Origin of the sequence: Spirochaeta thermophila DSM 6578 (assembly GCF_000184345.1) — a bacterium.
In the GTDB taxonomy this organism is placed as follows: Bacteria; Spirochaetota; Spirochaetia; order Winmispirales; family Winmispiraceae; genus Winmispira; species Winmispira thermophila.
Genome location: NC_017583.1, coordinates 1854127 through 1880140, shown reverse-complemented (window position 1 = coordinate 1880140; position 26014 = coordinate 1854127). Strand labels below are relative to the sequence as shown.

Below are 26014 nucleotides of genomic sequence, written 5' to 3'. Positions count from 1 at the left end.
AAAAACAGGATAATCTGCTAGGGTAAGCCTACCTATGAACATGGAAGTGTTTGTCCTCGGTACCGGCGGGATGATGCCGCTCCCGTACAGATATCTTACGTCCGTCCTCGTCCGGAGGGAGGGGGAGCTCTTCCTCTTCGACTGCGGGGAGGGAACCCAGGTCTCGCTCCGTTCCCTGAACCTCAGGTGGAAGAAGATCTCGGCGATCTTCATCTCACATACGCACGCCGATCATGTGACCGGGCTGCCGGGGATCCTCATGCTCTCCTCTCAGGTGGATCGGTCCGAGCCGCTCTACATCTACGGGCCTCCCAAGATCAGGGAGTACGTGGAGATGAGCAGGCAGGTCCTCGACATGTACATAAACTACGAGATCGTGGTCGAGGAGGTGCCGTGGGGGGAGTCGGTGGTGTGCTACAGGGGGGAGGGGTTTTCGGTGCGGACGATTCCGCTTCGGCATACCAAGCCCTGTGTGGGCTACGTGTTGGAGGAGGATCCCCGGCCCGGGGTCTTTCATCCGGAGCGGGCGCGGGAGCTCGGGGTGCCGATGGGGCCGCTGTGGTCGCGCCTTCAGCGGGGCGAGGTGGTGAAGAACGTGCGGGGAGAGGAGGTGCGGCCTGAGATGGTGCTGGGTCCTCCTCGTGCGGGGAGGAAGGTGGCGTTTGTGACGGATACGCTCTACCTGCCCCACATCAAGGACTACGTGAAGGGGGCGGATCTCTTTATCTGCGAGGGGATGTTCTCCCATGAGCTCGCCGAGACGGCGGCTGAAAAGCGGCACCTCACGGCGAGGGAGGCGGGGAGGATCGCGCGGGAAGCGGAGGGGGTGGGAAAGCTGGGGCTCATACACTACAGCCCGCGCTACACGAATCGGGATCTCCAGGTGCTCCTCGAGGAGGCGAAGGAGGAGTTCCCGGAGGCCTTTCTCTGCCGGGACAGGCAGACGATCCCCATACCGTACAGGGACTAGCCATGCTCGAGGTGAGGGGAGTAAAGAAGGCGTACGGCGAGGTGGAGGCCCTTCGTGGGGTGGGGTTCGTGTGTGGGGAGCGGGGGTGTGTGGGGCTCATCGGTCCGAACGGGGCCGGGAAGTCCACCCTGCTGCGTATCATCACCGGGGCGCTCGTGCCGGATGAGGGGGAGGTGGTGGTGGGGGGGCTGCGGATGGACGAGGATCGGGTGCGGGCCCAGATGATGGTGGGGTTCATGCCGGAGGAGTGTGTCTTCCCCGCCGAGTGGAGGGTGGGGGAGTTCTTGGTGTGGGTGGCCTCGTGCAGGGTGCGGGGGAGGGTGGAGGAGGGGAGTGTGCGGAGGGTGGCGGAGCGGGTGGGGGTGGGTGAGGTGTGGGGGAGGATGCTGGGAGGGCTCTCGCGGGGGTTCAGGCAGCGGGTGGGGCTCGCGGCGGCCTTGGTGGGGGGTCCACGGGTGGTGGTGCTCGACGAGCCGGGGACGGGGTTCGACCCGCCGGCGCAGGCAGGGCTGCGTGGCCTGCTCAGGGAGCTCGCGCAGGACCGGCTGGTGCTTCTCTCGTCGCACAGGCTCTCCGAGGTGGAGCGGATCTGTGAGAGGGTGCTCCTCCTGCACCGGGGGAGGCTGGTGGGGGAGGGGACGGTGGAGGAGGTGCGCAGGCTGCTTCCCGGGAGGCTGGTGGTGGTGCGGTGTGCAGGGGGTGTGGGACAGGTGAGGGGTGTGGTGGCGGGGTTCAGGGTGCTGGGGGTTGAGGGCGAGGGCGGGCTCCAGGTGGTGCGCGCCGTGAGGGAGGTGCCGGAGGCCCGCCCCGAGGACCTGCTCGCCTGGTGCCGCGCCCGCGGGGCCGAGCCGGTCGGTATGGAGGAGCGGGAACCCGACCTGGAGGAAGCCTTCCTCGCCCTCACCACCCCCCCGGAGGCCGCCCCATGACCCGCCGCCTCGCCCTCACCGAAGCCGCCCGCCTCCTCCGCTCCCCCGGCCCTCCCGCCTGGGCCGGGCTCTTCCTCGCCGCCGCCTCGGCCTGGACCCTCCTCCTCTCCGGCACCCTCGCCCGCGGCCTCGCCCCCCACACCCCCTTTCTCCAGACCCTCGCCTACCTCCTCCCCCTCCTCGCCGCCCTCACCGCCGTGGCCCTCTGGCGCACCCCCGGCTCCCGCGCCCTCCTCCCCATCCTCCTCACCCTCCCCCTCCGCGACCACGAACCCGTCCTCGCCCGCACCACAGCCGGCCTCCTCTTCCTCGCCGCCACCCTCCTCCTCTCCCTCCACCTTCCCCTCCTCTTCGCCCCTCTCGCCCCCCCCGATCCCGGCCGGCTCGCCGCCGGTCTCCTCGGCCTCCTCCTCTTCGCCCTGCTCCTCCTCTCCTGGAGCACCCCCCTCCTCCTCCGAGCCCGCACCCTCCCCGGCGGCCTCCTCGCATCCCTCCTCCTCTCCTACCTCGCCCTCCTCCTGCCCGTACTCCTCTCCCCCCTGCCGCTCCCTTCCGGCCTCGCCGCCTTCCTCACCTCCCTCTCGCCCGCCGCCCACCTCCTGCGCCTCACCAGCGGGCTCCTCGACCTCCGGGACCTCGCCTACTTTCTCGGCGGTTCTGCCCTCGGCCTGCTCTGGGCCGTGCACACCTTCGCCCGCCTGCGCGGCCCGGTCCGCCCCCCCCGCCTCCTCCCCCTCGCCGTACTCGCCCTGCTCCTCACCCTCCACGGGCTCCTCACCCCCCTCTCTCTCGACCTCACCGTCGACCGCAGGCACACCCTCGGCCCCACCACCCGCACCCTCCTCTCACGCATCGCCTATCCCCTCACCATCACCTACTACACCTCGCGGAGGCTCGCCGCCGTGAGCCCCACCCCCTCCGAGGTGGAGGACCTCCTCCGCCTCTACACCCGCGGGAATCCGCGGATCCGGGTGAAGATCGAGACCGTGGACGAGCGACGCATGGAGGTCGAGGATCTGGGCATCGTCCCTCAACAGATCCAGATCACGGAGGCCGGCGAGGTCCGCTATCTCACGGTCTACTCCGGGCTCTCCCTCACCTATCTCGATCGGGTCTGGACCCTCCCCGTGGTCTACAGCGTCGACAGGCTCGAGTACGAGCTCGCCTGCGGCCTGCGCGCCCTGCTCGAAGACCGGCGGCCGGTGGTGGGCATCCTCGCCCGGACCACCGGAGACTCCTACCAGACCACCTACCGCAACCTCGTGGGGGTGGCGGCCCGCACCTTCGGTGTACGCGCCGTCGACCCGGCCTCCACCGGCCTGGACGAGATCGACCTGCTGCTGGTCATCGACGACGGGAGACTCACCGATGACGACCTCAGGTTCGTCCTCACGGCAAAGGAGGCAGGGATTCCGCTCATGCTCTGCGTCGATGCGGTCCATGTCGATCCCGATGACGGCTTCCGGGCCGGCCGTGTGGAGGAGAGCCCCCTCCTCAGCCTCCTCGAGGCATGGGGCGTGGAGCTGGAGCCGGCCCTCGTTGCGCAGCGGCCCGGTCTCCTCCTCCCCGTGGTGGAAGAGGGCGATGCGTCCTCGGTCCACACCCTCCACCCCTACCCCCTCTGGTGGGAGGTCCCCCTCCCCGGGGTGCCGCACCCCCTCACCTCGGTGCTGAGGTCCCTCCACCTCTACTGGGCCTCGCCCCTCACCCTCACGGATGCCTGGAGGCCCCTCCTCCTCTCCACACCCGAGGCCTGGCTCGTCACCGATCCCCTGACCGCATCCCCCACCTTGGGCAGGGTGACCTCTCCCCCATCCGATGCACGTCGGGGCCCCTTCGTGCTGGCCGCCGTGACGGAGGGCCCGCCGCGCATCCTCGTCCTCGGCGATGCCGAGGCAGGATCGGACCTGGTGGAGTTCACCCACGCTGTGGGGAACCTCGACTTCTTCCTCGCCTCGTTCCACTGGCTTCTCGGACAGGAGGATATGCTCACCCTGGTGACGCGCACCCGTACTGTCCCGCTCCTCGACCTGCCCGAGGAGCCGGACAGGGCCCGCACCGTGCTCTATGTGCTCGATGCCCTCGCCGTGGGCGTGGTACCGGGCCTGCTCCTCCTCCTCTCCTTCGTCCTCGCTCTGAGGAGGCCCCATGCAGAGGACTAGGGTCCTGTGGATCACGAACGCCGTGCTCGCCGTACTCCTCTTCGTGCGCCTCGTCATGGGTGGTCAGGACAAGGCCCCCCGTCTCCTCCCGGGTACGCCGGAGGAGGTGGAGCGTATAGAGATCGAGGGTCCCTCGCCCGTCGCGCTCGTGCGGGAGGAGGGGAGGTGGTGGCTCGAGGGGGAGGGGGGCATGGTGCCGGCGGATGCCGCCAAGGTGGCGCGCTTCCTCTCGTTCGTGTACGGCTTTCTCCGGAGCGATGTGGTCACGGAGGACCCTGCGGCCTACCGGGAGCTGGGGCTCGAGCCGGGGCTCAGGGTGGTGGTGGGAGTCGAGGGCGTCGGGCGCGTGGGGCTCGTGTTCGGGGCGGTGGGCGAGGTGCCGCGAACCCAGTACGTGCGCCGCGAGGAGGAGCGCGTGGTCTACCGGGTGGACGCCTCGGCCGGGTTCTACGCCACGCGGGGGCCGCGGTTCTGGAGGGAGGTGCGGCCGTGGGGAGGGGTGGCGCCGGATGAGGTCCTCTCGGTGCGCATCGAGTGGAAGGGAGGGCTCCTCTTCCTCGCACGCAGCGAGCAGGGAGGGGATGAGGTGTGGGTGGTGCGGAGGGGGGATCGGATGGAGAGGGTGGGGCGCGAGGGTGCCGTCGCCTACCTCGCGGCGCTCACTGAGTGGGAGGCGGAGGACGTGGCGGCGTGGGACGGGGTGGAGGGAGACGGGCAGGTGGTGGTGGAGTGGGAGGACGGCAGGGTGCGGCGGTGGGTGGTGGGGGAGGAGGGGGGGAGGGTGGTCGTGTGGCCGGAGGGGGCCGCCTACGCCTACCTCGCTCCGCCCGCCTCGTTCTCCAAGCTGCTCGAGGGGCCCTGATTCCTGGAGAGGTACTCCCAGTAGCGCTGCGGATCGGCGTAGAACCCGAAGATGGGCGTATGTCGTGAGCGCACGGCCCGCTTGAGGGCGCTGCGCGTCTCCTTCAGGAGCACCTCGGCCCCGAGAAGCCTTCCACTCCTGCTCGAGAGACCGAAGTACATGGGGTAGTCGGCTCCGCTCGCTTCCTTGAGCCTGGGGTAGGCCTGTTTCACCAGGGAGAGCCCCTCCTGGATGCTCGTGGCGGGCAGGACCCACAGGAATGTCTGCTCGTCGAGCTTCGCTGGGGTACGTTCGGGACCGAAGAGTCGTTCCACCGCCTCCTCGTCGAGGGTGGCGCCCGCGGACGGGCTGATCGTCCCCAGGACGAGGGTGAGATCCTCGGCCTCCCTCGCGGCCTCGTCCAGATCGTGTTGTATCCGGGCGAGTATGAACTCCTCCGCCACCTCCGTCACAGGGGCGGCGGGCTCCCCGGCTTCGTCCCTGTGGCCCTCCTTCCTCTCGGTCTCCCGGCCTTCCGCCGGCTTCCTCTCCTTTCCCTCGGTCCTCCCGAGGGATTCCCTCCCCACCTCATCCGGAGGGGAGGGTTCCCTCCTCACCTCCTCACGGTTGGGGGCGGGCCTCGTGGGGCGGTGCCGGCCTATGAGGGCGAAGAGCAGGGTGACGAGGGTGTGGACCACAGCATACGCGGCGAGCCAGAGGAACGAGCGCCGGAGGATCGAGGCGACCGCCTCGGGCCGCACCTCCCACGTGAGGACCGAGAGCCCTATGCCGGCCTCCTGGATCCGCAGATCGTGGACGCCCTGGAGGAAATGAGTGCGCACCAGGGCCGCGGTCCCCTGTTCGGGCGATCCCTCGAGGAACGAGGTGGAGCGGGCCCGTACCAGGAGGGGGCCGTGCTCGTCGGTTATGAGGAGCGCGAGCACCCGGTCTTCCTCTCTGAGGAGCGAGTCGAAGAAACTGCGGACCGCGGAGACGGCCTTTTCCCTGTCCGCGGAACTCATGATGGCCGCCACCGTGTCCCTCACCCGAAATGCGAGCCGCTCGGCTTCGAGGGCCTCTTCCCGCGCCTCTTCCCTCAGCAGGTAGCCCGTATAGCCGAGCAGACCTCCCAGTGCGAGGAGCGCCATCCAGGTGTAGGCGAGCATGAGTTTTTTCATCATAATGTATTATGGAACAAAAATTCAGGAATGTGAACGTTTTTTCGAGGAGGATCCCATGAAAGTGAGGGAGAGGATGCTTCCTCCGGGCTGGTACCCCGACGAAAAGGAGGAAGTGCTGGAGGAGATCGCGGGGTGGAAGCGTCTCGAGCGGCGTCTTCCTACCCCTGCAGTGGCCTGTATCGTACCACACGCGGGGTGGTACTTCTCGGGAGAGCTCGCCTTCATGGGGATACGGAGCCTCGATCCCGAGGCGGAGGTGGTGGCCGTGGTGGGGGGACATCTCTCGGAACGTTCGCCTCTACTCTACATGCCCGAGGACGGACTCTCCACTCCGTTGGGTGACCTCCCGGTGGAACGGCCGCTCGTGGAGGCCCTCCGGGAGCACGTGCCCACCGAGCCCGATGTGTACCCCGACAACACGGTGGAGATCCAGCTTCCCCTCGTGAAGTACTGCTTCCCCCACGCGAGTGTGGTGGGCCTCCGGTGTCCGCCCCTCCTCGAGGTGGCCGAGCGCACCGCCCGGGTCCTCTACGACTACGGCAAGGAGACGGGGAAGAAGCTTGTGGTCATAGGTTCCACCGACCTCACCCACTACGGCCCCCAGTACGGGTTCACCCCGGTGGGGGTGGGAAGGCAGGCCGAGGAGTGGGTGCGGTTCTCCAACGACCAGGCCATCATCGAGGCCTTCATCTCGCTCGACACCGCGCGCGCCCTCGATCTCGCCCTCACCCGCTCGGCGGCCTGTTCGTGCGGCGGTGCGGCGGTGGCCATGGAGTACGCCCGGCTGTGCGGGAGGGAGAAGGGCACCCTCCTCGCCTACATGCAGAGCTCGGAGAAGCATCCCTCCCGCTCCTTCGTAGGATACGCGGCGGTGGCGTTCTAGGGGAAGGCGGCCATGGAGCTCGTGCGCGAGAGCACCTATCGCTACGTGATCCCCCCTCATGAGGAGATGCGGGTGCCGGCCGTGGTGTATACCACCGAGGACCTTCTCCCCCTCCTCACGAAGGACGAGGCCCTGAGGCAGCTTGCCAATGTGGCGCGGCTCCCCGGGGTGGTGCGGTGTGCCGTGGGCATGCCCGACATGCACCAGGGGTACGCCTTCCCCATCGGCACGGTGGCGGCCTTCGACATAGAGGAGGGCGTGGTCTCACCCGGCGGGGTAGGGTTCGACATCAACTGTGGGGTGAGGGTCATCCGCACCTCCCTCACCGCCCCCGAGGTGAAGCGGGTCCTCGAGGAGATCGGGAACATCCTCTTCGCCACCGTCCCTGCAGGCCTTGGGTCCCGGGGGCTCGAGAAGTTCTCGCACAAGGAGGCCCGGCGTGCCATGAAGAAGGGGCTCGGATGGGCCCTGGAGAAGGGCATGGCGGTCGAGGAGGACCTCGAGGCCACCGAGGAGGAGGGGTGCCTCAGGGACGCCGATCCCCAGCTGGTGAGCGACGAGGCCCTCGACAGGGGCCGGGAGGAGTTCGGCACCCTGGGGAGCGGCAATCACTTCCTCGAGATCGACGTGGTGGAGAAGGTCTTCGATCCCCAGAAGGCGAAGGCGCTTGGGCTCTTCGAGGGGCAGGTGGTCATCTGGATCCACACCGGCTCGCGGGGCCTCGGTCACCAGATCGCCATGGACTACATGGAGAAGATGCGGCCCAGGATGGAGTCCTACGGGATCCCCCTCTTCGAGCGCGACTTCGTGAGCCTTCCGGTGAAGGCCCCCCAGTCCCAGGCCTACCTCGGCGCCATGGCAGCGGCCGCCAACTTCGCCTGGGTGAACCGGCAGCTCATCACTCACCGGGTGCGGGAGGCCTTCTCCCGGGTCTTCCGCAGGCCGTGGGATGAGCTGGGCCTCTTCCTCCTCTACGACGTGGCCCACAACATCGCCAAGTACGAGGTGTACGAGGTGGACGGTGCCGAACGGATGTTCCTCGTGCACCGCAAGGGCGCCACCAGGGCCTTCCCCGCAGGTCATCCCGCCCTCAGGGGCATCTTCCGCGAGGTGGGGCAGCCGATCCTCCTTCCCGGGGATATGAAGCGGGGGTCGTACGTCCTGCTCGGCACAGATCGGGCGCTCAAGGAGAGCTTCGGGAGCGTGGCCCACGGTGCGGGCCGGCAGATGAGCCGCCATGCGGCCAAGAAGGCGTTTGGCTTCAAGGAGATGCAGGAGGACCTCGCCCGCGAGGAGATCCGCCTCTATGCGGTGGACAGAAGGCGGGCCCAGGAGGAGGCACCGGGGGCCTACAAGGACGTGGATGCGGTGGTGAAGCCCCTCGTGGGGGAGGGTCTCGCGGTGCCGGTGGTCCGCACCCGGCCCCTCCTGGTGATCAAGGGGTAGGGCGTGGTCTGGTACTTCGCCTACGGCGCCGACATGGACCCGGCGCTCGTGGTGCGCCTGGGGTGCCGGTGGACGGAGCGGAGGCGGGACCTCCTGTCGGTGCATTACAGGGAAAGGCTCCTCGCACCCCTCTCCGCTCCTTGACTTCCCGTCGTTCATGCCTCAGGATAATAGAGACAAAGCTATATAGCACACGCGATGTGTTTCAAGGAGGGACCATGAAGATAGGATTCATCGGGCTCGGCTCACTGGGCTCCGCCATCGCCGGGAGGCTCGCCTCGTGCGGTCACGAGCTCCTCGTGTGGAACCGTACCAGGGAGAAGGCCGAGGCCTCCGGATTCCCGGTCGCTGATTCCCCTGCGGACCTCGTCTCGCGGAGCGAGGTGGTGTGCCTCTGCCTCTTCGACAGCACGGCGGTGAGGGATGTGTTGTCGAGGGAGGACGGGATCTGCAGCGTCGATCTCTCGGGCAAGGTGGTCGTGGACTTCACCACCAACCACTACAAGGAGGTGACCTCCTTCTACGACCTCTGTCGTGCCCGTGGTGGGGAATACCTGGAGTCTCCGGTCCTTGGCTCGGTGGTACCGGCCTCCAAGGGGGAGCTCACCGTGGTGGTGAGCGGAAATGAGGATGCCTTCAAACGGGTGGAGGCTCCCCTCCTCTCCTGTATAGGCAGGCACATCTTCTATCTCGGTGAACCCGGTCTTGCGAGCAAGATGAAGGTGGTGAACAACCTCACCCTGGGGGTGTTCATGGCGGCCATTGCCGAGGCCTTGGCCGTGGGAGAGGCTGCGGGTATCTCCCGGCAGACGGTCCTCGACATCCTGTCGGTAGGAGGTGGTGAATCGCTCGTACTCCGGGCGAAGAAGGATCGGCTCGTGAAGGAGGATTTTTCCCCCCACTTCTCCAACGCGCTCATCTACAAAGACCTGCACTGCCTCGAGGACCTCGCGTACGAGCTCAAGAAGAGCGTGCCCACCGCCGCGGCGGCGAAGGAGCTCTTCGCCCAGACCTTCACACGCGGGTGCGCGCACGAGGACTTCTGCGCCGTGTGGAAGGTGGTGAGGTGACCAGTCCTCTTCCCGTGGAGTGAGCGCTCGGGGGACACCTCCCTTTCTTGACAGTCGTGGTAAATCTTTTCATATTGTGAAGACATACCTGCATGGAGGGACTCATGGGCGCACCCGATATAGAGAGGATTCGTCACTCTGCCGCGCACATCATGGCCGATGCGGTGCTCAGGCTCTTCCCGGAGGCAAAGTTCGCCATAGGGCCTGCGATCGATACCGGGTTCTACTACGATTTCGATCTTCCCCGTTCGCTCACGCCCGAGGATCTGGAGAAGATCGAGGAGCTCATGCGCAAGACCATCGAGGAGGACCTTCCTTTCAAGCGCGAGGTGATCTCCAGAGAGGAGGCGCGCGAGCTCTTCAAGGATCAGCCGTACAAGCTCGAGATCCTGGAGGAGATCCCCGAAGGGGAAGAGGTCTCCATCTACCGGCACGGTACCTTCGTGGATCTGTGCCGGGGCCCGCATGTGGAGCGGACCGGCCAGATCAACCCCGATGCGGTGAAGCTCCTCTCCATCGCCGGTGCCTACTGGCGTGGGGATGAACGACGGCCCATGCTCCAGCGGATCTACGGGACGGCATGGCACACGCCCAAGGAGCTCCGTCAGTACCTCGAACACCTCAAGGAGGTGGAGAAGCGCGACCACCGCAGGCTCGGCAAGGAACTCGATCTCTTCTCGGTGCACGAGGAGGCGGGTCCCGGCCTCATCTATTGGCACCCCAAGGGGGCCCGGATCCGCCTCGAGATAGAGAACTTCTGGAGGGAGCAGCACCTTGCGCGGGGCTACGAGGTCCTCTACACCCCCCACATCGGCAAGGCGTGGCTCTGGGAGACCTCGGGGCACCTTTCGTTCTACAAGGAGAACATGTACGCCCCCATGGAGGTGGACAAGAGCGACTACTACATCAAGCCCATGAACTGTCCCTTCCACATCATGATCTACAAGACCAGGCTCAGGTCGTACAGGGAGCTCCCCCTCAGGTGGGCGGAGCTCGGCACGGTCTACCGGTATGAGCGATCGGGTGTGCTCCACGGGCTCCTGCGGGTGAGGGGGTTCACCCAGGACGATGCGCACATCTTCTGTACACCCGAACAGATAGAGGACGAGATCCTGGAGACCCTCAGGTTCTCGCTCTTCATGTGGAAGACCTTCGGCTTCTCCGATGTGAAGGCCTACCTCTCCACCCGACCGGATAAGAGCGTGGGCGAGCCTGAGCGGTGGGAGCAGGCCACCGAGTCGCTGAGAAAGGCGATCGAGCGCGAGGGGCTCGACTACGAGGTGGACGAGGGGGGCGGTGCCTTCTACGGCCCGAAGATCGATATCAAGGTGAGGGACGCGCTGGGGAGGGAGTGGCAGACCTCCACGATCCAGTTCGACTTCAACCTCCCGGAGCGGTTCGATATCACCTACGTGGATGCCGACGGGAGGGAGAAGCGGCCCTACATGGTGCACCGGGCGCTCCTGGGTTCGCTCGAGCGGTTCTTCGGGATCCTCGTCGAGCACTACGGAGGGGCGTTCCCGGTGTGGCTCGCCCCTGTGCAGGTGGTGGTGATCCCGGTCTCGGATGTGTTCGCCGGGTATGCGCAGGAGGTGGTGAGGGCGCTGCGGGAGGCGGGGGTGCGGGCGGAGGCGGACCTCTCGGCGGACCGCATGAACGCCAAGATCCGCAAGGCCCAGCAGGAGAAGATCCCCTACGCGGTGATCGTGGGGCAGCGGGAGCAGGAGGGGCGGACGGTCTCGGTGCGGGTGAGGGGAGGGGAGCAGAGGAACGGGGTGGCGCTGGGGGATTTCGTGGAGGATGTGGCGCGCAGGGTGCACGAGAGGAGTCTGGAACTGTGAAGTCCCACACGAGATTGTGAGAAAGAGGAGGATACATGCGCCCGGACGATGCGGTGAGACGACTCAAGGACTACTGGCGGGAGGTGGTGCTTCTCTCCCATGTCCAGGCCCTTCTGGGCTGGGACCAGGAGACCTACATGCCCGAGGGTGCTGTGGAGGAGCGGGCGGCGCAGCAGGCCCTGCTCCAGGGGCTCATCCACCGGCGCAAGACCGCGCTCGAGGTGGGGGAACTGCTCGCGGCCGCGGGGGCGGGTGAGGAGCGGCCGGAGGGGGCGGAGGAGCTGGGCGAGGTGGAGCGGGCCTTGGTGCGGGAGACCTACCGGGAGTGGCGGAGGGCCACGAAGCTGCCGGAGGACCTCGTGCGCCGTTTCGCGGAGACGACCAGCAGGGCCCAGGTGGTCTGGCAGCGGGCGAGGGCAGAGGACGAATTTGGGATGTTCGCCCCCCATCTCGAGGAGATCCTCTCCCTTGTGAGGGAGATCGCAGACCGGCTCGGGTACGAGGAGCACCCCTACGATGCCCTCCTCGACGAGTACGAGCCGTACATGAAGGCCTCCCAGGTGCGGGCGGTCTTCGATCGACTCGAAGGTCCGCTGGTGCAGCTCCTCGAGGCGATCATGGAGGCAGGCGAGGTGGACGACTCCCCTCTCCATCGGCACTTCCCGCGGGAAGGACAGGAGCACGTGGGGCGTCGTATCCTCACCGACATGGGATTCGACTGGAAGAGGGGCCGCCTCGATGTCTCGGCCCACCCCTTCACCACGACCCTCGGTGAGGGGGACATCAGGATCACCACCCGCTACATGGAGGACTTCCTTCCCTCCTCCCTCTTCGGTTCCATCCACGAGGGGGGGCATGCCCTCTATGAGCAGGGTATAGCCGAGGAGCTGGCGGGGACCATCCTCGCGGACGGCACGTCCCTGGGGATCCACGAATCCCAGTCCAGGTTCTGGGAGAACGTGGTGGGGAGAAGCCGAGCCTTCTGGGAGAAGTACTTCCCGCTCCTCGAGGAAACGTTCTCGTCCCTCTCGGATGTGGATTTCGAGACCTTCTATCGGGCCATAAACAAGGTGAAGCCCTCGCACATCAGGGTGGAGGCGGATGAGGTCACCTACAACCTCCACATACTTCTCAGGTTCAGGCTCGAGCTCGCCCTGGTAGAGGGTCGCCTCGCCGTGAAGGATCTGCCTGAGGCCTGGCGGGAGGAGAGCAGGCGGCTCCTCGGCATAGTACCGGAACGGGATGCCGAGGGCGTCCTCCAGGACATCCACTGGTCGTTCGGGGGGATCGGCTACTTTCCCACCTACACCCTGGGGAACCTCTACAGCGCCCAGCTGGCCCATGCGATGGAGCGCGATCTGGGAGACCTCTCCTCCCTCATCGCCGAGGCACGGTTCGACGCCATCCTCGCCTGGCTGCGGGAAAAGATCCACCGTCACGGCAGGACCTATCCTGCCCATGAGCTGTGCCTCCGGGCCACCGGTGAGACGCTGAACCCAGACTACTTCCTTTCGTATCTCAGAGGGAAGTACTCCGATGTCTACGGCCTATCTTGAGGCCCTCCTCGCATCACCCTCCTTCTGGTCGTTGCTCGTAGGAGCACCGACGGGTCTGGGGCTCGCACTCGTGCTGTGGCGTACCCGGAAGAAGAGGCCCCGCCTTGAGTGGGGCTTCTTCCTTCTCTCCTTTGCCGTGCTCCTGTGGCTCTTAGGGATCTTCGTGACCGAACCGGAGGTGCTCACCAGCCGTGCGTTCATCCTGGGGGTGGTGCTCTGGGGCGCCATCATCTTCCTATGGAGGGTGTTCCTTCCCGTGGGTGTGGGGCTCTCCCTCGGATTCCTGCTCTTGCAGATATGGACCCTTCTCGTGTTCCTGCCCGGATGGTATCCCGCCGCTCCTTCGGGCACCCTCGCCTTCCTCACTCCCGTACGCGTCGAGGACGATCGAGTGCGGCTGGAACTCCTTTCCCCCCGCTTCCGTGGGGCGGACACCACGTACCTCACCGTGGGGCGGGGTAAGCTCACGGTTTCCCTCGTGTCCCTCCCTCCGGGTATGTGCCTCCTTCCGGCCCGGGTCTGGTGGCGACCGGGCGCAACCGGGGAGAACCCGGCCTCCTTCCTTGTCCGGGAGATGGAGGTGGAGACTCCCGCTGATTTCGAGCTCTTTGTCACCTATGTGTTGCGGGAAAAAGGTGGTCAACTCCTCCTCGTGAGAGACCGATAAGGACACTGGCGGGTCCCATGCAGATAGTACTCTACAAGAAGGCGAAGGATACACACACCCACTACTACGAGATAAACGACCGGCAACTCCATCTCTTCTCGAACTACGGGTTCACCGTGAGGTGGTGGAGGGAAGGGGCCTCTTCGAGGGAGCGCCACTACTCGTTCCCCTCACGGAGCGAGAGGGACTCCGCCCTCCAACGACTCCTCCAGAGAAAGTATCGAGAGGGCTACCGGGTGCTCTACCACTATTTCCGCCACAGGTTGCCGGCCGCCCTCCCCGGTCTCCTCCGTCGCATGGGAGGGGGATAGGCCCCCTACGGCTTCCCCGCCTCTTCCAGTTCGAACTCGTGGACTCTCCCCTTGAGTTCGTCCATCCGCAGCTTCGTTTCCTGGGCGAGGCTGTCCACCTCGTGCATGGCCTTGCTGATCTCCCCGATCCCTCGTTCGATCTCTTCTATGCTCTGTTTCACCATCAGCGACGTGCTTTGCGTGCTCTCCGCTGCCTGGTGGATCTCGGAGATCCTTCCCGCGATTTCGTCCGATTCCCCTTTGATCTTTCCCGTGATCCGGGTGATGGTATGGATGTGTTCGAGGATCTGGGTGCTCGCCGTGGAGAGTTGCGTCATGATGGAAGCGATCTCCTCGAGGCTGTAGGTGAATTTCTTCATCTCCTCCCTGATGTGCTCGAAGGACTCTGCGCTCTCGTTGCTCGTCCGGAGGGCCTTCGTGACCTGTGCCGTCATGCCTTTGAGCGCTCGAGTGATACCTCCTGCGTGCTGCTCGGTGGATTCCGCCAGCTTCCGTATCTCTTCGGCGACGACCGCGAATCCCTTGCCGGCTTCCCCCGCATGTGCGCTCTCGATCGCTGCGTTCATCGAGAGGATGTTGGTCTGTTCCGCGATGGAATCGATGATCTCGATGATTTCCTGGATGTTGGTGATCTCCCGCGAGACGGTGGAGATGACCTCCTGGGTGCCGGCGATCTTCTCCCCGTTCTCCCTGATGAGCTCCATGAGATGCTGGAGCCCTTCCCTTCTCTCCCGGGCGAGGCCGGAGGCCTGCTGGATGGCGGCATTCATCTCCTCTATGGCCGACGAACTCTCTGCGATGTGTGAGGCCTGCCGCTGTATGTCCCGGTGGATCTCCTCTATCCTCCCTGCGATGGAAGAGATGGCCCCTCCGGTCACATCGATCGCCTGTTCGAGATGCTCCACCATTTCTCGGAATGATCCTATGTTCCTGGTGATCTCCTCCACGGACGCCGCCGATTCCGAAAGCCCTGCTGCGAGGGCGTTCTTGAGCGTCTCCACCTCCACTGCCGCCTGCTGGACCGAGAGGAGGAAGGACCGCAGCACGTCCATCACCTGGGAGGTGTGGAGCGCAATCTCACCGAGTTCATCTCTCCGGCCTCCCAGGGTGTCGAGTTCCCTGATGATGGAGGGTGTGATCCTCTGTGTCTTGATCTCGCCGATGAGGGTGTTGATCACCCGGATCCGCCGAGAGAGGCTCCGGGTGATCCGTATGACGAGGAGGGCGGAGAGAAGAATCGAGAGAACGAGAAGAGAGATCACTCCTGTCTGGATCAGCTGTTTCGTTCGTCTGACGTGCGTCTGTACTTCCGAGGAAAGCTGCATGAGTTGTGAGGAGAAGAACTCCTCGGCCACATTGATGGTGGTATAGAGGTATCCCATGGCCTGGGTGATGTAGTATCCCGCCATGCCTGACTCGCCCTGATTCGTGAGCAGGTCCACCTGTATCTGGAGGAGGCCCCGGCGGAATCGTTGCGGGATCTGGACATCGGTGAGGAGCGCGTTCACCTGCTGCTCGGTCTGGTAGAAGAAGCGCTTGTTGAGCCGCCAGAGGTCGGGGATCGCGAGGATGTCCTCTCTCAGGGATGGCGGAAGATACCGGACCCCGCGATGGGTGGAGAGGCCCTCTATCCTCTCTTCCACCGTGGCGATCGACTCCTTCCACCGGGCGAGGATGTCCTCGAGGTATTCCGTGGATCTGCGGGCGGTGTCGTAGGCGATGAGGTCCTTCGAGGCCGAGATGAAGTCACCTGCGGCGAGGAGAAGGTGATGTGTCTTGAGCTGCACATCCTCGAGCTGTGTCGAGAGGTGATTCTGCACCAGGAGGGATCCCATCCCCAGGAGGAGGAGGAATCCCGTGGCGAGCACCACGAGGAACAGACGGGTTCGCAATTTCATGTGTCCTCCGAACAAACCCGGGCCATAGGGCCCGGGGAGTGACAACTGTGTCGTATCCCTTACTATATCGCAAGTTGCTTATAAATCTAATGATTCTCTACTCTTTTGTCCACACGGCCCAGTCGTTCCCGTAGGCGGTGAGGGTCCACTCCGAAGAGGGGTTGTAGGACAGATCCGGCCCTATCTTCACGATGAGTACATCGTCTATACGGGCCACGTACTTCCCCGAGTCGGCGGCGAGCACGTCGATCGAACTCGTGGAAGTGATACCCTTTTCACGCCTTATCCGGATGAGGGTGCTGATCTTGTTCCTGAGATCGCTCCCCCAGTCGAAGAAGTGGGGCCAGTACACGCAGGGAACACCGGGATGGGTGAGGATGTAGGCGTATCCCTCTTCCACCTTGTCGGACGGGAAGGGCCAGTGGTTCTGCCCACCGCCGGGAGAGGGACCGGTATCGTGATTATCGATAAACGTGACCGACATCTGGGGCCACCATCCGATCGCACCTATGGGCTTCCCCTGGGAGTCGACGAGGCGCCAGTACTCGCTCCGCTCCACGGCGAGCTGGAGTTGCCACTTGGTGGTGAAATCGAAGGCCATGGACTTCCCGCCTGTGGCGTCGATCCAGTCCATGAGCCTCTGCCGGTGGTAGTTCACCGCATCTCCCGAGGCATAGTAGTCGCCCGTGATATCGGGCCAGAGTTCCCCCACCGAAAGGTAGGGGCTGGTGGCGTCGTTGTAGATTCCCACGTAGTACCCGGCGTATCCCCGCACGTAGTCGTAGCGCCACCCGTCGAATCCCATGCCGGCCTTGAGCCAGGAGAGCCAGTAGATGATCTCATCCTGTACGTCGTAGTAGGTGTGGTCGAGATCCCTTGCCGCCGAGTAGCCGTCTCCGGTGTCGGGGTTTCCGGTTCCGTATCCCCACTCGTCGTCACTGGTGACTGCCCGGGCGTTGTCATCGAAAGCGGGGTCGGAAAAATCGGCCCAGTCGTAGGTCCCGACACGGTGGTTCACCACGACGTCGGCGAGTACCTTCACCCCCCTGTCGTGGAGGGCGCTGATTGCCGAGGTGAGTTGAGACTGCTCCCCATAAGAGGAAGAGAGGTTGTACCACTCCCTGGGAAGGTAGCCCTCATCCGATGCCGCATCGGAGGGAGGGGGAAGCCAGACTACCGTGAAGCCTGCCGAGGCGATGGTATCGGCGTTCTGGGCTATCACATCCCACCAGGGAATGGAGCTTTGATGGGATTCCCAGTGGAATCCCTGGAGCATGACGTCGGCACGCGAACCGAAGTAGGCCGCGCGGGACACCTCTCCTCCCTCTTCATCGTAGTGGGTGGGGCACCCCGTGATGAGTATGATGAGGAAGAGGAGAGGGAGCCGGAGATCGCGTCTGTCTCGTCTCATGGCATCCTCCTGTTAAATCGTTTGCAAAGCAATGGTACACCCTGTTTTCGCTTCTGTCAAATTTATTACTTTAGAAAGTACTGAAGGATGGCCTTCTATATAACCTCTTGTTTTTAAAGCAAATAAAATTCTTAAAATTTTTCTTGCGCTCACAGCGGGGTGGTGGTATAATAATGCAAGCGATTGCACAGCATGGTGGCCAATATCGACTGATTTTCTTCCAATTTGGGAGCGGATGAAGATATGATGAACGATTATATCGTTTTTTTAAAAACAAATAACTATAAAAATCGTTTACTATCATTTTGCCTTTATAGTGAAAACGATGCCCTCGGTGAGGGCGATATATGACCTATGAGGAGGTCGTTATGAGAAGAGTCGTCTTGACAACCTTTCTTCTTGCCGTACTGGTCCTACCTCTTGCGGCAGAGGTCTCCTGGACACTGGAGGAGGATGGACAGACGGTCACCGTCACCTGGGTCTATGAAGACCCCGATGCCCAGGAGGTGTATATCGCGGGTACGTTCAACTCCTGGGATCCTCAGGCCACCCTCATGACAAAGGAGGATGGAGGACGGTGGACGTATACGCGTCAGTTCTCCATCAACGACACGATCCAGTACAAGTTCGTGGTGGACGGAACGTGGGTCACCGATGAGACTGCCCCCGATTTTAAGGACGACGGTTTCGGGGGAAAGAACAGTTACCTCAACCTCATGCTCCTCATCAGCCAGGAAGCCCAGACTGAAGAGGGTGGGGCTGCCCCCAAGGTGAAGCTGCCCACCATGTCGCCTGTGACCTTCGGTACCTGGACGATTCTGCGAAGCGACACGGGTTTCCTCACGAGGGATCTCGCCACCGGAGAGAAGAGCGGGTTCGAGCTCGACTACTCCCTGCTCTATGCGAGCTCCTACTGGAAGCTCCAGGGCGACATCCTGCCCGGATGGAACATCTATGCCGAGCTGCAGGTGGCCGAAGCGAGCAAGTATCTCTACAAGGCGAGTACGGTGAAAGGGGAAGAACCCGAGGTGCCTTTCAAAGAGGGCCTGGAGGATGTGCTGGAGTCGGCCTTCCATCCTGCTGACGCATGGCTCAATGACACCTCGCCGGTGCTCGGTCATTTCAAAGTCCGCATCACCAATCCCTATGTGAACATCTATACGGGCTACAAGTGGTCGAAGGGGACGGAACACGTCTTTCTCTTCAATACCTCCAATGCCGACGACAACGATGCGAACGCCGGGTTCACCGAGCTCTCTCTCGGTGAGAAGCTCTCATCGATCGGAGATCGGGTGAGCCTCGATGTCGTGGTGGCTCCCAATAAGCGTCTGGGGACGGATGGGGTGTACAGTTGGTTCACCACCACCTACGACGATGCTTACACACTCGATCTCGCCTTCAACTCCGTGACGGAGGAGGAGCGTCTCTTCAATTACACCAGGAACCACAGGGGTATGTTCTCGATGGGAATAGGGGCCGAGCCTCTCGAAGGCCTCTCCCTCAAGGCAGCATACCTCCTCTCCTACCAGGTGCTGGACAAGGAATTCCAGGACCTGACCGATGACAGTATGGCATGGGGGCTTGAAGGATCGTACCAGCGCGATACCTTCGGGGTGAGCCTCACCACGAAAATCGCAGGTCCTCAGGCAACCACCATCTATGGAGATGACGATACCGTGAAGCCGGGAAATCTGTTTCTCGAGCTCTCTCCGTGGGTGCAGATACAGCCCGTAAAGTTTTCACTCACTGCGAACGCTACCTTCGCACACGAGTTCGATAAGATCGGTGAAGAGAACAAGTCCTTCTACTACAAGCCACAGATCGATGCTGATCTCTCCCGGTGGGCAGGTATGCCCTTCACGACCTCGCTTTACACACGGATGCAGACGGACTTCATTGGTGAGGACAACGATCTCGGCTTCAAGCTCATGGATGTGGGAACCAAGACCTCACTCAGGAATCTCGCTGAGTTCCTTCCTGGATTGGATGTCTACTATGCCCTGGCCCTGGAATACGGCGAGTATGACATACTCGAAAAGAAGTACCCTGCCGAGGTGCTCTACAACAGTCTCCTCATCGATGCATCACTTTCCCGGCAGGTGGGGCTTACCACAGGTCTCATCTTGCGCACCAATCTCAAGGAAGAGGACGATCCCACGCTCGTACCCTTCGGCATGACCATGGGAGCGAGTTGGGCCGTCCCGTCCTCTTCTCTCAAAAATCCTGTGATTTTCGCCAACATAGAATACAACTTCCATCCTTATGGGAAGGATGGAAAGGATGAGGTCTTCAATCTTGACGAGTATCGTCCCTCCAACCTGGCAACCGGGGGAAGCGCCAGGTTTGTGTGTGGACTGAGATGGGATTTCTAATGTCATGAGGGGGTAACCATGAAACGGACAATAGGAATACTATGTGCCGTGACTATGAGTATAGCCATCCTCGCCTCCTGTGAGGGCGACCTGCACAATCTGCTCACCGCGGACGTCTACTGGATCCCCAACAGTGAGGTCCAGGCCACCATAGAGGACTTGGGTCCCAGCAGCGTCGATCTCCAGGGCGGCTACGAGGTGGAATTGGTGATCGAGAACGCCCTCTGGCCCGGAGAGACCGAGCTCGCGCTCGCAGGTCAGATCCTGGGAAAGATCGAGAATGGGGCCGCCACCTACTATGATTCCGGGGACATGTGGGGAACCTCGAGAGACAACCTCACCTTCACCCTGAGTGGAGGTACGGCCACCTACACCTTTGCGGTGATGCCCTCCTCCGGGTTCGAGAACTGGGGGAGGGGATCCTGGGTCACCGCCGATGTCGATGTCTCCTTCGCTGTGTTCGAGGCCGGCACCTGGGACAGGAAGGTCGGGTGTTGGGATGACGCAAAGGAGGGGAAGGACGGCAACTTCTTCCTCGACTTCGGTGATATTCCCACAGGCCACAAGGTCCGCATTACGATCAATTGTGCGCTTGCTCAGGACCTGTGAGTTCCCTCCTGACACAGTGGGGGGCGTCGCTCCCCACTGTGTTCTTTATTTCATAGGAATACCATGATCAAGAGGAGTGTGTATGCGGTATAGCATGAGATCGACTCTCCTCGCCTTGTTCCTCCTCATTCCCCTCTTGGGGCTATGGGCAGGGGGTAAGGCCGAGGAGGATGTGCTCTACGTGAACCTCGTGTGGCATCAGCACCAGCCCCTCTACTACAAGGAGGAGGATGTATACTCCCGCCCGTGGGTGAGGGTACATGCCACCAAGGACTACTACGACATGGCCGCCATACTTGAGCAGTATCCCGACGTCCATGTCACCTTCAACCTCACCCCTGTGCTCCTTCGCCAGCTCGACGACTTCATCGCAGGGGCGAAGGACACGTACTGGGTCCTTGGGGAAAAGCCGGCCTCCCAGATCACCAGGGAGGAGAAGCGGTTCATCCTTGAGCGGTTCTTCGACGCCAACCACGACAACCTCATTCGCCCCTTCCCCCGCTACTGGGAGCTCATGAAGAAGCGGGATGCGGCGGGAAGCATCGATCGGGCGATCGATCTCTTCACCGAGCAGGACTTCAGGGACCTCCAGGTGTGGTTCCAGCTCGCCTGGTGCGATCCCGATCTGAGGGCACAGGAGCCGCTCGCCTCGCTCGTGGCCAAAGGCCGGAACTTCTCGGAAGAAGACAAGAAGGTCCTCTTCGATGAGATCTCCCGCATCCTCGAGGAGGTGGTGCCCGTACACAAGAAGCTCATGGCGCGGGGGCAGATCGAGGTGATCACCACGCCCTACGCCCACCCCATCCTCCCGCTCATCTACTCCACGAAGATCATGGAGAAGAACGATCCGGGCTCACCCATGCCTGAGCACTTCTCCTATCCCAACGATGCGATCGCCCACCTCGAGAAGGCCCGCGAGGTCTACAAGGCCCACTTCGGGAGAGAACCCGTGGGGCTCTGGCCCGCCGAGGGGTCTGTCTCCCAGGAGATCGTGCCTCTCGTCGCGAGGGCGGGGTTCTCCTGGATGGCCTCCGGCGAGCAGGTCCTCGCCAAGTCGCTGGGACTGGAGGGGTTCACGAGGGATGCGAATGATACGGTGGAGCAGGCCGATCTCCTCTACCGGCCCTACTATGTGAAGGGGCCGAAGGGCGAGAAGGTGGCCGTCGTCTTCCGGGACAACAGGCTCTCGGATCTGGTCGGGTTCGAGTATTCGGGGATGAGCGGCAAGGCCGCGGTGGACGACCTGTTCAACAGGCTCTCCCGTATCAGGCAGAAGCTCAAGGGCAAGGGGGGGAAGGGCCCGTATCTCGTCTCGATCATCCTCGACGGCGAAAATGCGTGGGAACACTACAAGAACGACGGAAAAGACTTCTTCCACGAGCTCTACCGCAGGCTCTCCGAGACGCCATGGGTGAAGACCATCACCCCCTCCGAGTTCCTCAGGCGGTTCCCCGAGCAGGAGACCATCGAGGATCTCTGGCCCGGCTGCTGGTTCACCCCCGACTTCAGCACGTGGATAGGCGAGGAGGAGGAGAACAGGGCCTGGAACCTCCTGGGAATGGTGCGCGCCCATCTCGCGAAGTACGACATGTACCACTACCGGGAGGCGCCGCCGGAGGTGCTGGAGAAGGCCCTGGACTACATGTACCTCGCGGAGGGCTCGGACTGGTTCTGGTGGTACGGTGCTGACCAGGATTCGGGGGTGGACGAGTACTTCGACCACGCCTTCAGGACCCTCCTCGAGCGGGTCTATGAGACCCTGGGCGATCCGGTGCCGGCTCTCCTCGAGGTGCCCGTGATCGCCGAGCGGCCCGTCATGGAGAGCGCGAGCCTCGAGACTGCGATAGAGCCTGCGATTGACGGAAGGATTGAAGCAGCCGAATGGAAGGGGGCGGGGAGGTACGTGAAGCCGGGTGGTGTCCAGGCGGCCGCCCATGCAGAGCTCTCCGAGGTGCGGTATGGGGTGAGCAAGGAAGGGCTCGTGCTCGCCTATACCTCGCGGAATCCGTGGGACACCATCTTCACGGATGCGAGCATGGAGGTGTACTTCCAGCTTCCGGGATCCCCCGTGACCTCTGTGTTCAGGCTCGACGGGAAGCATGCCGTGGGATTCCCCGCGTCCCACGCCTTGTTGTACGACGGTACAGCCCTCGCATGGTACCAGGCCGATGAGAAGAAGGGCTGGGAGAAGGTGAAGTACGCGGCTCTGGCGGCACGGGCGGGGCGGAACCTGGAAATCCTCCTTCCCTATGTGGGACTCCCTCCCATGGAGACAGGCCAGGAGGTGAGGATCAAGACCTTCCTCGTGGGGCCTGAGGGGACGAGGGATGCCCTTCCCCAGGACGGCCACGTCCGCGCGGTGCTCCCCGATACGGGGCAGACCACGACCCTCCTCGATGTGGCCGACCCTGAGGGCGATGACCACGGACCGGGTTCCTACACCTATCCCCTCGATCCGGTGTTCGCCCCGGGTTCCTTCGACGTGGTGGAGTTCTCGGTGGCGGAGGGGGTTGAGGATCTCATCTTCACCTTCCGCATGGCGAGCCCCATCGCCAATCCGTGGAACTCGCCCATAGGGCTCTCGCTCCAGACCTTCGACGTGTACCTCGACGTGGTCCCGGGAGAGGGGGCGGCGAACTTCCTCGAGGGGCGGAACCTCACCACAGAAGGCGACTTCCTGTGGGACTATGCCGTCTGGGTGGAGGGGTGGAACCAGAAGGTGCTCGTGCCGGCCGATCCTAACGATCCCGAGTCGGGGTTCGTGGAGTCCACCGAGGTGAAGCCCCAGGTGCTCGTCCAGGCGGGTGCCGGGAAGGTCTCCATCCGCGTGCCCAAGCGCATCCTCAGGGATGCGCGGTCCTTCCGCGTGGCTGCGTGCGTCCTCAGCCAGGACGGCTTCCCCTCGGCCGGGGTGAGGAGGGTGCGCGACGTACAGGCCGAGGCGGCCCAGTGGCGTTTCGGCGGCGCGCAAGGAGATACCCCCACGCGGGTGATCGACCTGGTGTGGGACGGGACGCCCTCCCAGGAGGAACAGCTCTCCAGGGGCAGGGTACAGGCCTACACCGTGGAGAGGCCTGCGCAATAAAGAGGTTCCGTACAGCACGTAGGTATACGGGAAAGGCGCCTTGAAGGCGCCTTTCCCTTTCTCCGATGCGTTTCCGGACATCCGATGTTGACGGTTAGAAAGTCCTCGTGTAGGATGACAATTGATGGAACGTGCTGCGGGGTATGAGATATTCCAGGCACGAGATTCCGATCTTCATCGGATAGCCGATCTTCTCGACGGGGTCTCTTCATTCCTTCTGGAGAAGGGGATACCGCAATGGCGGAGCCCCACCGACAGGGCGGTGTTGCTGGACGAAATCCGGGCGGGTGAGGTGCACGCGGTAAGGAGAGGAGACCGGATCCTCGCCACGTTCTCCATACGCCGGAGAAAATACTACTGGCCGCCGGATGAGACGGATTTCAGAGATGGGGCTGTGTATCTCTACAGGTTCGCGCTCGGCAAGAAGTGGTTCGGGAAGGGCCTCGGCTCTGAGGTGCTCGAGCGCATCGAGGAGTTCCTCTTCGATCAAGGGGTCGAGGAGATACGGTTGGACTGCTGGGCCGGCAACGAGATCCTCAGGGCATTCTATTCGGAGGAATGGATATACCTGCCTCGGTGAGTTTCCTGAGCATGACTATCGTATCGCGGTCTTCAAGAAATCCCTCTCTCGGATATAGTCGGCCATCTCGCGTTGGGCTGCACCCAGGAGTACCGCCCCTGCGACATACTCGGTGGCGAGGGGGGTGGGAATGAAGCGAGCGAATACCACCTTAGGGAAGTGAGGGAAGACTCACTCTTGCGGAAGCACCGGTTCCTCCTCGTGGGCGTACTGCCAGAGTTTGACGAGCTTCTCGGCGAGCGAGGCGGCGAGGATGACACTCGCGGCCACGTCCACGGCGGGAAGGATGGTCCTTGAGAGGAGTCGTGAGGAGATGAAGAGGTTGAGGATGTGGAGTCCGTAGACCACCATGATGGCGAAGATGCTCGTCTTGGAGAGGAGCGATGTCTCCACCTTCACCTTTCCCTTGATGAGCAGGATGATCCCCATGCCGAGGCCCTGGGTGAAGAGACGTATAAGGACCACCCAGAGGAACCACATGGGAATGAGGCGGTAGGTGTAGAACACGATGGAGATCACCATGAGCACGGTGTAGTCGCTCATGCTGTCGAGGTATGTCCCTATCTTGGTGATTTCCCCGGTCCTGCGGGCGATGAAGCCGTCGAGCAGGTCGGAGAGGAAGACGAGGGCCGTGAAGACCACCACCAGCACGGCGAGGGAGGGATAGTCCCACGTGATCACCAGGAGGATGGCGAGGGTGGGCATTGAGCTTATCCTGAAGAGGCTGAGGTAGTTGGGAATATTGATCCGAAGGAGGAAGCGTCGGTGGGAGAGATTGTAGAAGTCCTTCCGCTGGATGATGAGGAATCCGGCGAGCATGAGGTGGAAGAGCACCGAGAGGATGTAGTAGAGGAGGATGCGGTCGTCGAATCCGATGTCGTAGAGCCAGAGCACGAGGAGCATACCGAGCCACTGGATGAGGCCCAGGAAGAGTACCGTGCCACAGATGTGGGCGATGGGAATGTACGTCTCTTTTTTCATCGGGTCTACTCTACCCAGCACCCCGCGGGCTGTCAACAAACGAAGAGTTCAGAAATTTTTCGGTTGACAAGGAGGATTTTGTGTTATACTATAACTGATATATTAATATATCACCTATAGGAGGACGGGTATGAAACGGTACACGGTGTTACTGATGCTGCTTTCCATGGTTTTGTTCCCATTACAGGTGTACGCTGGTGGTACGAATGAATCGTCACCAGAGGAAGAGTCTGTAATGGAGCTTCGGTATGCCCATTCCAATGTGCCGGCTTATTTCTACCACACAGCAGGTCTCGCATTTGCTGAAGAAGTTGAGCGGCTTACCAATGGAATGGTGAAGATTAAATTGTATCCTCAAGGGCAACTTGGTGGCGAACGGGACGTGACAGAGGCATTACAGCTTGGGGCGATTGATTTTCAGGCATCCTCTATTGGTGTCACAGGAACATTTGTACCTTCGATCCAGATTCTCAATCTTCCGTTCCTGTTTACAGGGCCGAAGCACTGGATGGCAGTGATGAATGGACCTGTTGGGAAGGAACTGTTGGAGAGAGCTCAGAAGGAAGGAGAACGTATCGGACTCAAAGTGCTTGCTATTGCTGCTCCTGATTTCCGACTTCCTATGAATAATGTGCGCCCCATTAAGAGCATAGATGATTTTAAAGGGTTGAAGATTCGAACTATGCAGGTGCCCGAACATATGGAGGCGTATAAGGCTCTTGGGTCAGATCCAGTACCTCTAGCTTTTGGAGAGCTGTACACTGCTTTGCAGACGAAGGTCGTGGATGGGTGCGAGAATGGGCCACTGGCGTTGCTGGGTAATCGTTTCTATGAAGTGCAGAAGTATCTTGTGATCTTGCCTGTGGTCTCCAATGGGGGCATCCTTCTGATGAGCAAGGAGACTTTTGATAAGATGTCTAAGAGTCAGCAGGAAGCCGTACTGAAGGCGGTAGATACCTGGAAACAGGTGATGGATCGGGATGCGCTGGAGAAAGGAGGGGCCGCCATCGAGGAGATGAAAGCGAAAGGGCTAGAGGTCACAACAGTCGATGACCTCACTTCTTTCATTGAAGCTACGGCTCCGGTATATGAGAATTTCTTTAACAAACTCGAGCAACAAGATCCTGAACTTGCGAGTTGGGCCCGGGAAATGATTGCTAAAATCAGGGCAACGTCCAAGGGTATAGTGGAGGGAGACTGGTACGCTAATTACTAAACCGG

Annotated in this window: 22 protein-coding genes; 17 read left to right on the top strand and 5 right to left on the bottom strand. The window is 62.4% G+C overall.

The window, feature by feature from the left end:
• Positions 1-34 precede the first annotated feature (34 nt).
• From SPITH_RS08520 to SPITH_RS08505, 4 genes are read left to right on the top strand one after another with little or no spacing between them, the layout of a single operon-like run.
• Entirely contained in the window at positions 35-970 is a 936-nt protein-coding gene (locus SPITH_RS08520; protein ID WP_014625260.1) for a ribonuclease Z, read from the top strand.
• Positions 971-972: 2 nt separating this feature from the next.
• A complete protein-coding gene (locus tag SPITH_RS08515) occupies positions 973-1899 on the top strand; it encodes an ABC transporter ATP-binding protein (protein WP_014625259.1) in 927 nt (308 codons plus the stop codon).
• Entirely contained in the window at positions 1896-4061 is a 2166-nt protein-coding gene (locus SPITH_RS08510; protein ID WP_014625258.1) for a GldG family protein, read from the top strand. The genes SPITH_RS08515 and SPITH_RS08510 overlap by 4 nt, the downstream gene beginning before the upstream one ends.
• Complete coding sequence (locus SPITH_RS08505; RefSeq protein ID WP_014625257.1) at positions 4048-4923, top strand: DUF4340 domain-containing protein; 876 nt, start codon at positions 4048-4050, stop codon at positions 4921-4923. Before SPITH_RS08510 ends, SPITH_RS08505 begins: the two co-directional genes overlap by 14 nt.
• Here SPITH_RS08505 and SPITH_RS08500 read toward each other — a convergent pair.
• A complete protein-coding gene (locus SPITH_RS08500; RefSeq protein WP_245523369.1) occupies positions 4875-6080 on the bottom strand; it encodes a hypothetical protein in 1206 nt (401 codons plus the stop codon). The two genes, SPITH_RS08505 and SPITH_RS08500, sit on opposite strands and share 49 nt — an antisense overlap.
• A 58-nt stretch (positions 6081-6138) precedes the next feature.
• On the opposite strand from SPITH_RS08500, the gene amrB reads away from it, so the two are divergent.
• The 8 genes from amrB to SPITH_RS08465 all read left to right on the top strand — a co-directional run bounded on the left by amrB (position 6139) and on the right by SPITH_RS08465 (position 13857).
• Complete coding sequence (gene amrB, locus SPITH_RS08495; protein ID WP_014625255.1) at positions 6139-6966, top strand: AmmeMemoRadiSam system protein B; 828 nt, start codon at positions 6139-6141, stop codon at positions 6964-6966.
• 12 nt (positions 6967-6978) lie between these two features.
• Positions 6979-8412: an RtcB family protein gene (locus tag SPITH_RS08490; protein ID WP_014625254.1), complete on the top strand. Its 1434-nt coding sequence runs from the start codon at positions 6979-6981 to the stop codon at positions 8410-8412.
• A gap of 3 nt (positions 8413-8415) precedes the next feature.
• Positions 8416-8556 (top strand): hypothetical protein, encoded by a 141-nt coding sequence (locus SPITH_RS12110; RefSeq protein ID WP_155816541.1) that lies wholly within the window; start codon positions 8416-8418, stop codon positions 8554-8556.
• 74 nt (positions 8557-8630) lie between these two features.
• On the top strand, positions 8631-9482 hold the full coding sequence (locus SPITH_RS08485) for an NAD(P)-dependent oxidoreductase (RefSeq protein ID WP_014625253.1): 852 nt from the start codon (positions 8631-8633) through the stop codon (positions 9480-9482).
• 104 nt (positions 9483-9586) lie between these two features.
• Entirely contained in the window at positions 9587-11323 is a 1737-nt protein-coding gene (gene thrS, locus SPITH_RS08480) for a threonine--tRNA ligase (RefSeq protein WP_014625252.1), read from the top strand.
• A gap of 35 nt (positions 11324-11358) precedes the next feature.
• Entirely contained in the window at positions 11359-12879 is a 1521-nt protein-coding gene (locus tag SPITH_RS08475) for a carboxypeptidase M32 (protein ID WP_014625251.1), read from the top strand.
• Complete coding sequence (locus tag SPITH_RS08470) at positions 12860-13546, top strand: hypothetical protein (RefSeq protein WP_014625250.1); 687 nt, start codon at positions 12860-12862, stop codon at positions 13544-13546. The genes SPITH_RS08475 and SPITH_RS08470 overlap by 20 nt, the downstream gene beginning before the upstream one ends.
• A 17-nt stretch (positions 13547-13563) precedes the next feature.
• Positions 13564-13857, top strand: a complete 294-nt coding sequence (locus SPITH_RS08465; RefSeq protein ID WP_014625249.1) for a WGR domain-containing protein — start codon at positions 13564-13566, stop codon at positions 13855-13857.
• A gap of 5 nt (positions 13858-13862) precedes the next feature.
• Here SPITH_RS08465 and SPITH_RS08460 read toward each other — a convergent pair whose 3' ends face one another.
• A complete protein-coding gene (locus tag SPITH_RS08460; RefSeq protein ID WP_014625248.1) occupies positions 13863-15755 on the bottom strand; it encodes a methyl-accepting chemotaxis protein in 1893 nt (630 codons plus the stop codon).
• Between the two features lie 97 nt (positions 15756-15852).
• Positions 15853-17166, bottom strand: coding sequence for an alpha-amylase C-terminal beta-sheet domain-containing protein (locus SPITH_RS08455; RefSeq protein WP_014625247.1), 1314 nt, complete (start codon positions 17164-17166; stop codon positions 15853-15855).
• 368 nt (positions 17167-17534) lie between these two features.
• On the opposite strand from SPITH_RS08455, the gene SPITH_RS08450 reads away from it, so the two are divergent.
• The 4 genes from SPITH_RS08450 (at position 17535) to SPITH_RS08435 (ending at position 23812) form a co-directional block, all read left to right on the top strand.
• Positions 17535-19538 (top strand): glycogen-binding domain-containing protein, encoded by a 2004-nt coding sequence (locus SPITH_RS08450; protein ID WP_041624078.1) that lies wholly within the window; start codon positions 17535-17537, stop codon positions 19536-19538.
• A 54-nt stretch (positions 19539-19592) separates the two neighbouring features.
• On the top strand, positions 19593-20147 hold the full coding sequence (locus tag SPITH_RS08445) for a hypothetical protein (RefSeq protein ID WP_245523368.1): 555 nt from the start codon (positions 19593-19595) through the stop codon (positions 20145-20147).
• Positions 20148-20241: 94 nt separating this feature from the next.
• A complete protein-coding gene (locus SPITH_RS08440; RefSeq protein ID WP_245523367.1) occupies positions 20242-23232 on the top strand; it encodes a glucodextranase DOMON-like domain-containing protein in 2991 nt (996 codons plus the stop codon).
• 124 nt (positions 23233-23356) lie between these two features.
• Positions 23357-23812, top strand: a complete 456-nt coding sequence (locus tag SPITH_RS08435; protein WP_014625243.1) for a GNAT family N-acetyltransferase — start codon at positions 23357-23359, stop codon at positions 23810-23812.
• Positions 23813-23827: 15 nt separating this feature from the next.
• On the opposite strand, the gene SPITH_RS12815 is transcribed toward SPITH_RS08435, so the two are convergent.
• Positions 23828-23962, bottom strand: coding sequence for a hypothetical protein (locus SPITH_RS12815; RefSeq protein WP_281047816.1), 135 nt, complete (start codon positions 23960-23962; stop codon positions 23828-23830).
• Positions 23963-23983: 21 nt separating this feature from the next.
• Positions 23984-24793: a CDP-alcohol phosphatidyltransferase family protein gene (locus SPITH_RS08430; protein ID WP_014625242.1), complete on the bottom strand. Its 810-nt coding sequence runs from the start codon at positions 24791-24793 to the stop codon at positions 23984-23986.
• Between the two features lie 130 nt (positions 24794-24923).
• On the opposite strand from SPITH_RS08430, the gene SPITH_RS08425 reads away from it, so the two are divergent.
• On the top strand, positions 24924-26009 hold the full coding sequence (locus tag SPITH_RS08425; protein WP_014625241.1) for a TRAP transporter substrate-binding protein: 1086 nt from the start codon (positions 24924-24926) through the stop codon (positions 26007-26009).
• Positions 26010-26014: the final 5 nt, after the last annotated feature.

Excerpts from the sequence above, each read along its gene's own strand:
- SPITH_RS08510 (WP_014625258.1), top strand. The coding sequence starts at position 1,896 with ATGACCCGCCGCCTCGCCCTCACCGAAGCCGCCCGCCTCCTCCGCTCC.
- SPITH_RS08455 (WP_014625247.1), bottom strand. The coding sequence starts at position 17,166 with ATGAGACGAGACAGACGCGATCTCCGGCTCCCTCTCCTCTTCCTCATC.
- SPITH_RS08485 (WP_014625253.1), top strand. The coding sequence starts at position 8,631 with ATGAAGATAGGATTCATCGGGCTCGGCTCACTGGGCTCCGCCATCGCC.
- SPITH_RS08465 (WP_014625249.1), top strand. The coding sequence starts at position 13,564 with ATGCAGATAGTACTCTACAAGAAGGCGAAGGATACACACACCCACTAC.
- SPITH_RS08505 (WP_014625257.1), top strand. The coding sequence starts at position 4,048 with ATGCAGAGGACTAGGGTCCTGTGGATCACGAACGCCGTGCTCGCCGTA.
- SPITH_RS08470 (WP_014625250.1), top strand. The coding sequence starts at position 12,860 with ATGTCTACGGCCTATCTTGAGGCCCTCCTCGCATCACCCTCCTTCTGG.
- SPITH_RS08490 (WP_014625254.1), top strand. The coding sequence starts at position 6,979 with ATGGAGCTCGTGCGCGAGAGCACCTATCGCTACGTGATCCCCCCTCAT.
- SPITH_RS08430 (WP_014625242.1), bottom strand. The coding sequence starts at position 24,793 with ATGAAAAAAGAGACGTACATTCCCATCGCCCACATCTGTGGCACGGTA.
- SPITH_RS08460 (WP_014625248.1), bottom strand. The coding sequence starts at position 15,755 with ATGAAATTGCGAACCCGTCTGTTCCTCGTGGTGCTCGCCACGGGATTC.
- SPITH_RS08500 (WP_245523369.1), bottom strand. The coding sequence starts at position 6,080 with ATGAAAAAACTCATGCTCGCCTACACCTGGATGGCGCTCCTCGCACTG.
- SPITH_RS08445 (WP_245523368.1), top strand. The coding sequence starts at position 19,593 with ATGAGTATAGCCATCCTCGCCTCCTGTGAGGGCGACCTGCACAATCTG.
- SPITH_RS08520 (WP_014625260.1), top strand. The coding sequence starts at position 35 with ATGAACATGGAAGTGTTTGTCCTCGGTACCGGCGGGATGATGCCGCTC.
- SPITH_RS08450 (WP_041624078.1), top strand. The coding sequence starts at position 17,535 with ATGAGAAGAGTCGTCTTGACAACCTTTCTTCTTGCCGTACTGGTCCTA.
- amrB (WP_014625255.1), top strand. The coding sequence starts at position 6,139 with ATGAAAGTGAGGGAGAGGATGCTTCCTCCGGGCTGGTACCCCGACGAA.
- SPITH_RS08435 (WP_014625243.1), top strand. The coding sequence starts at position 23,357 with ATGGAACGTGCTGCGGGGTATGAGATATTCCAGGCACGAGATTCCGAT.
- SPITH_RS08475 (WP_014625251.1), top strand. The coding sequence starts at position 11,359 with ATGCGCCCGGACGATGCGGTGAGACGACTCAAGGACTACTGGCGGGAG.
- thrS (WP_014625252.1), top strand. The coding sequence starts at position 9,587 with ATGGGCGCACCCGATATAGAGAGGATTCGTCACTCTGCCGCGCACATC.
- SPITH_RS08515 (WP_014625259.1), top strand. The coding sequence starts at position 973 with ATGCTCGAGGTGAGGGGAGTAAAGAAGGCGTACGGCGAGGTGGAGGCC.
- SPITH_RS08425 (WP_014625241.1), top strand. The coding sequence starts at position 24,924 with ATGAAACGGTACACGGTGTTACTGATGCTGCTTTCCATGGTTTTGTTC.
- SPITH_RS08440 (WP_245523367.1), top strand. The coding sequence starts at position 20,242 with ATGAGATCGACTCTCCTCGCCTTGTTCCTCCTCATTCCCCTCTTGGGG.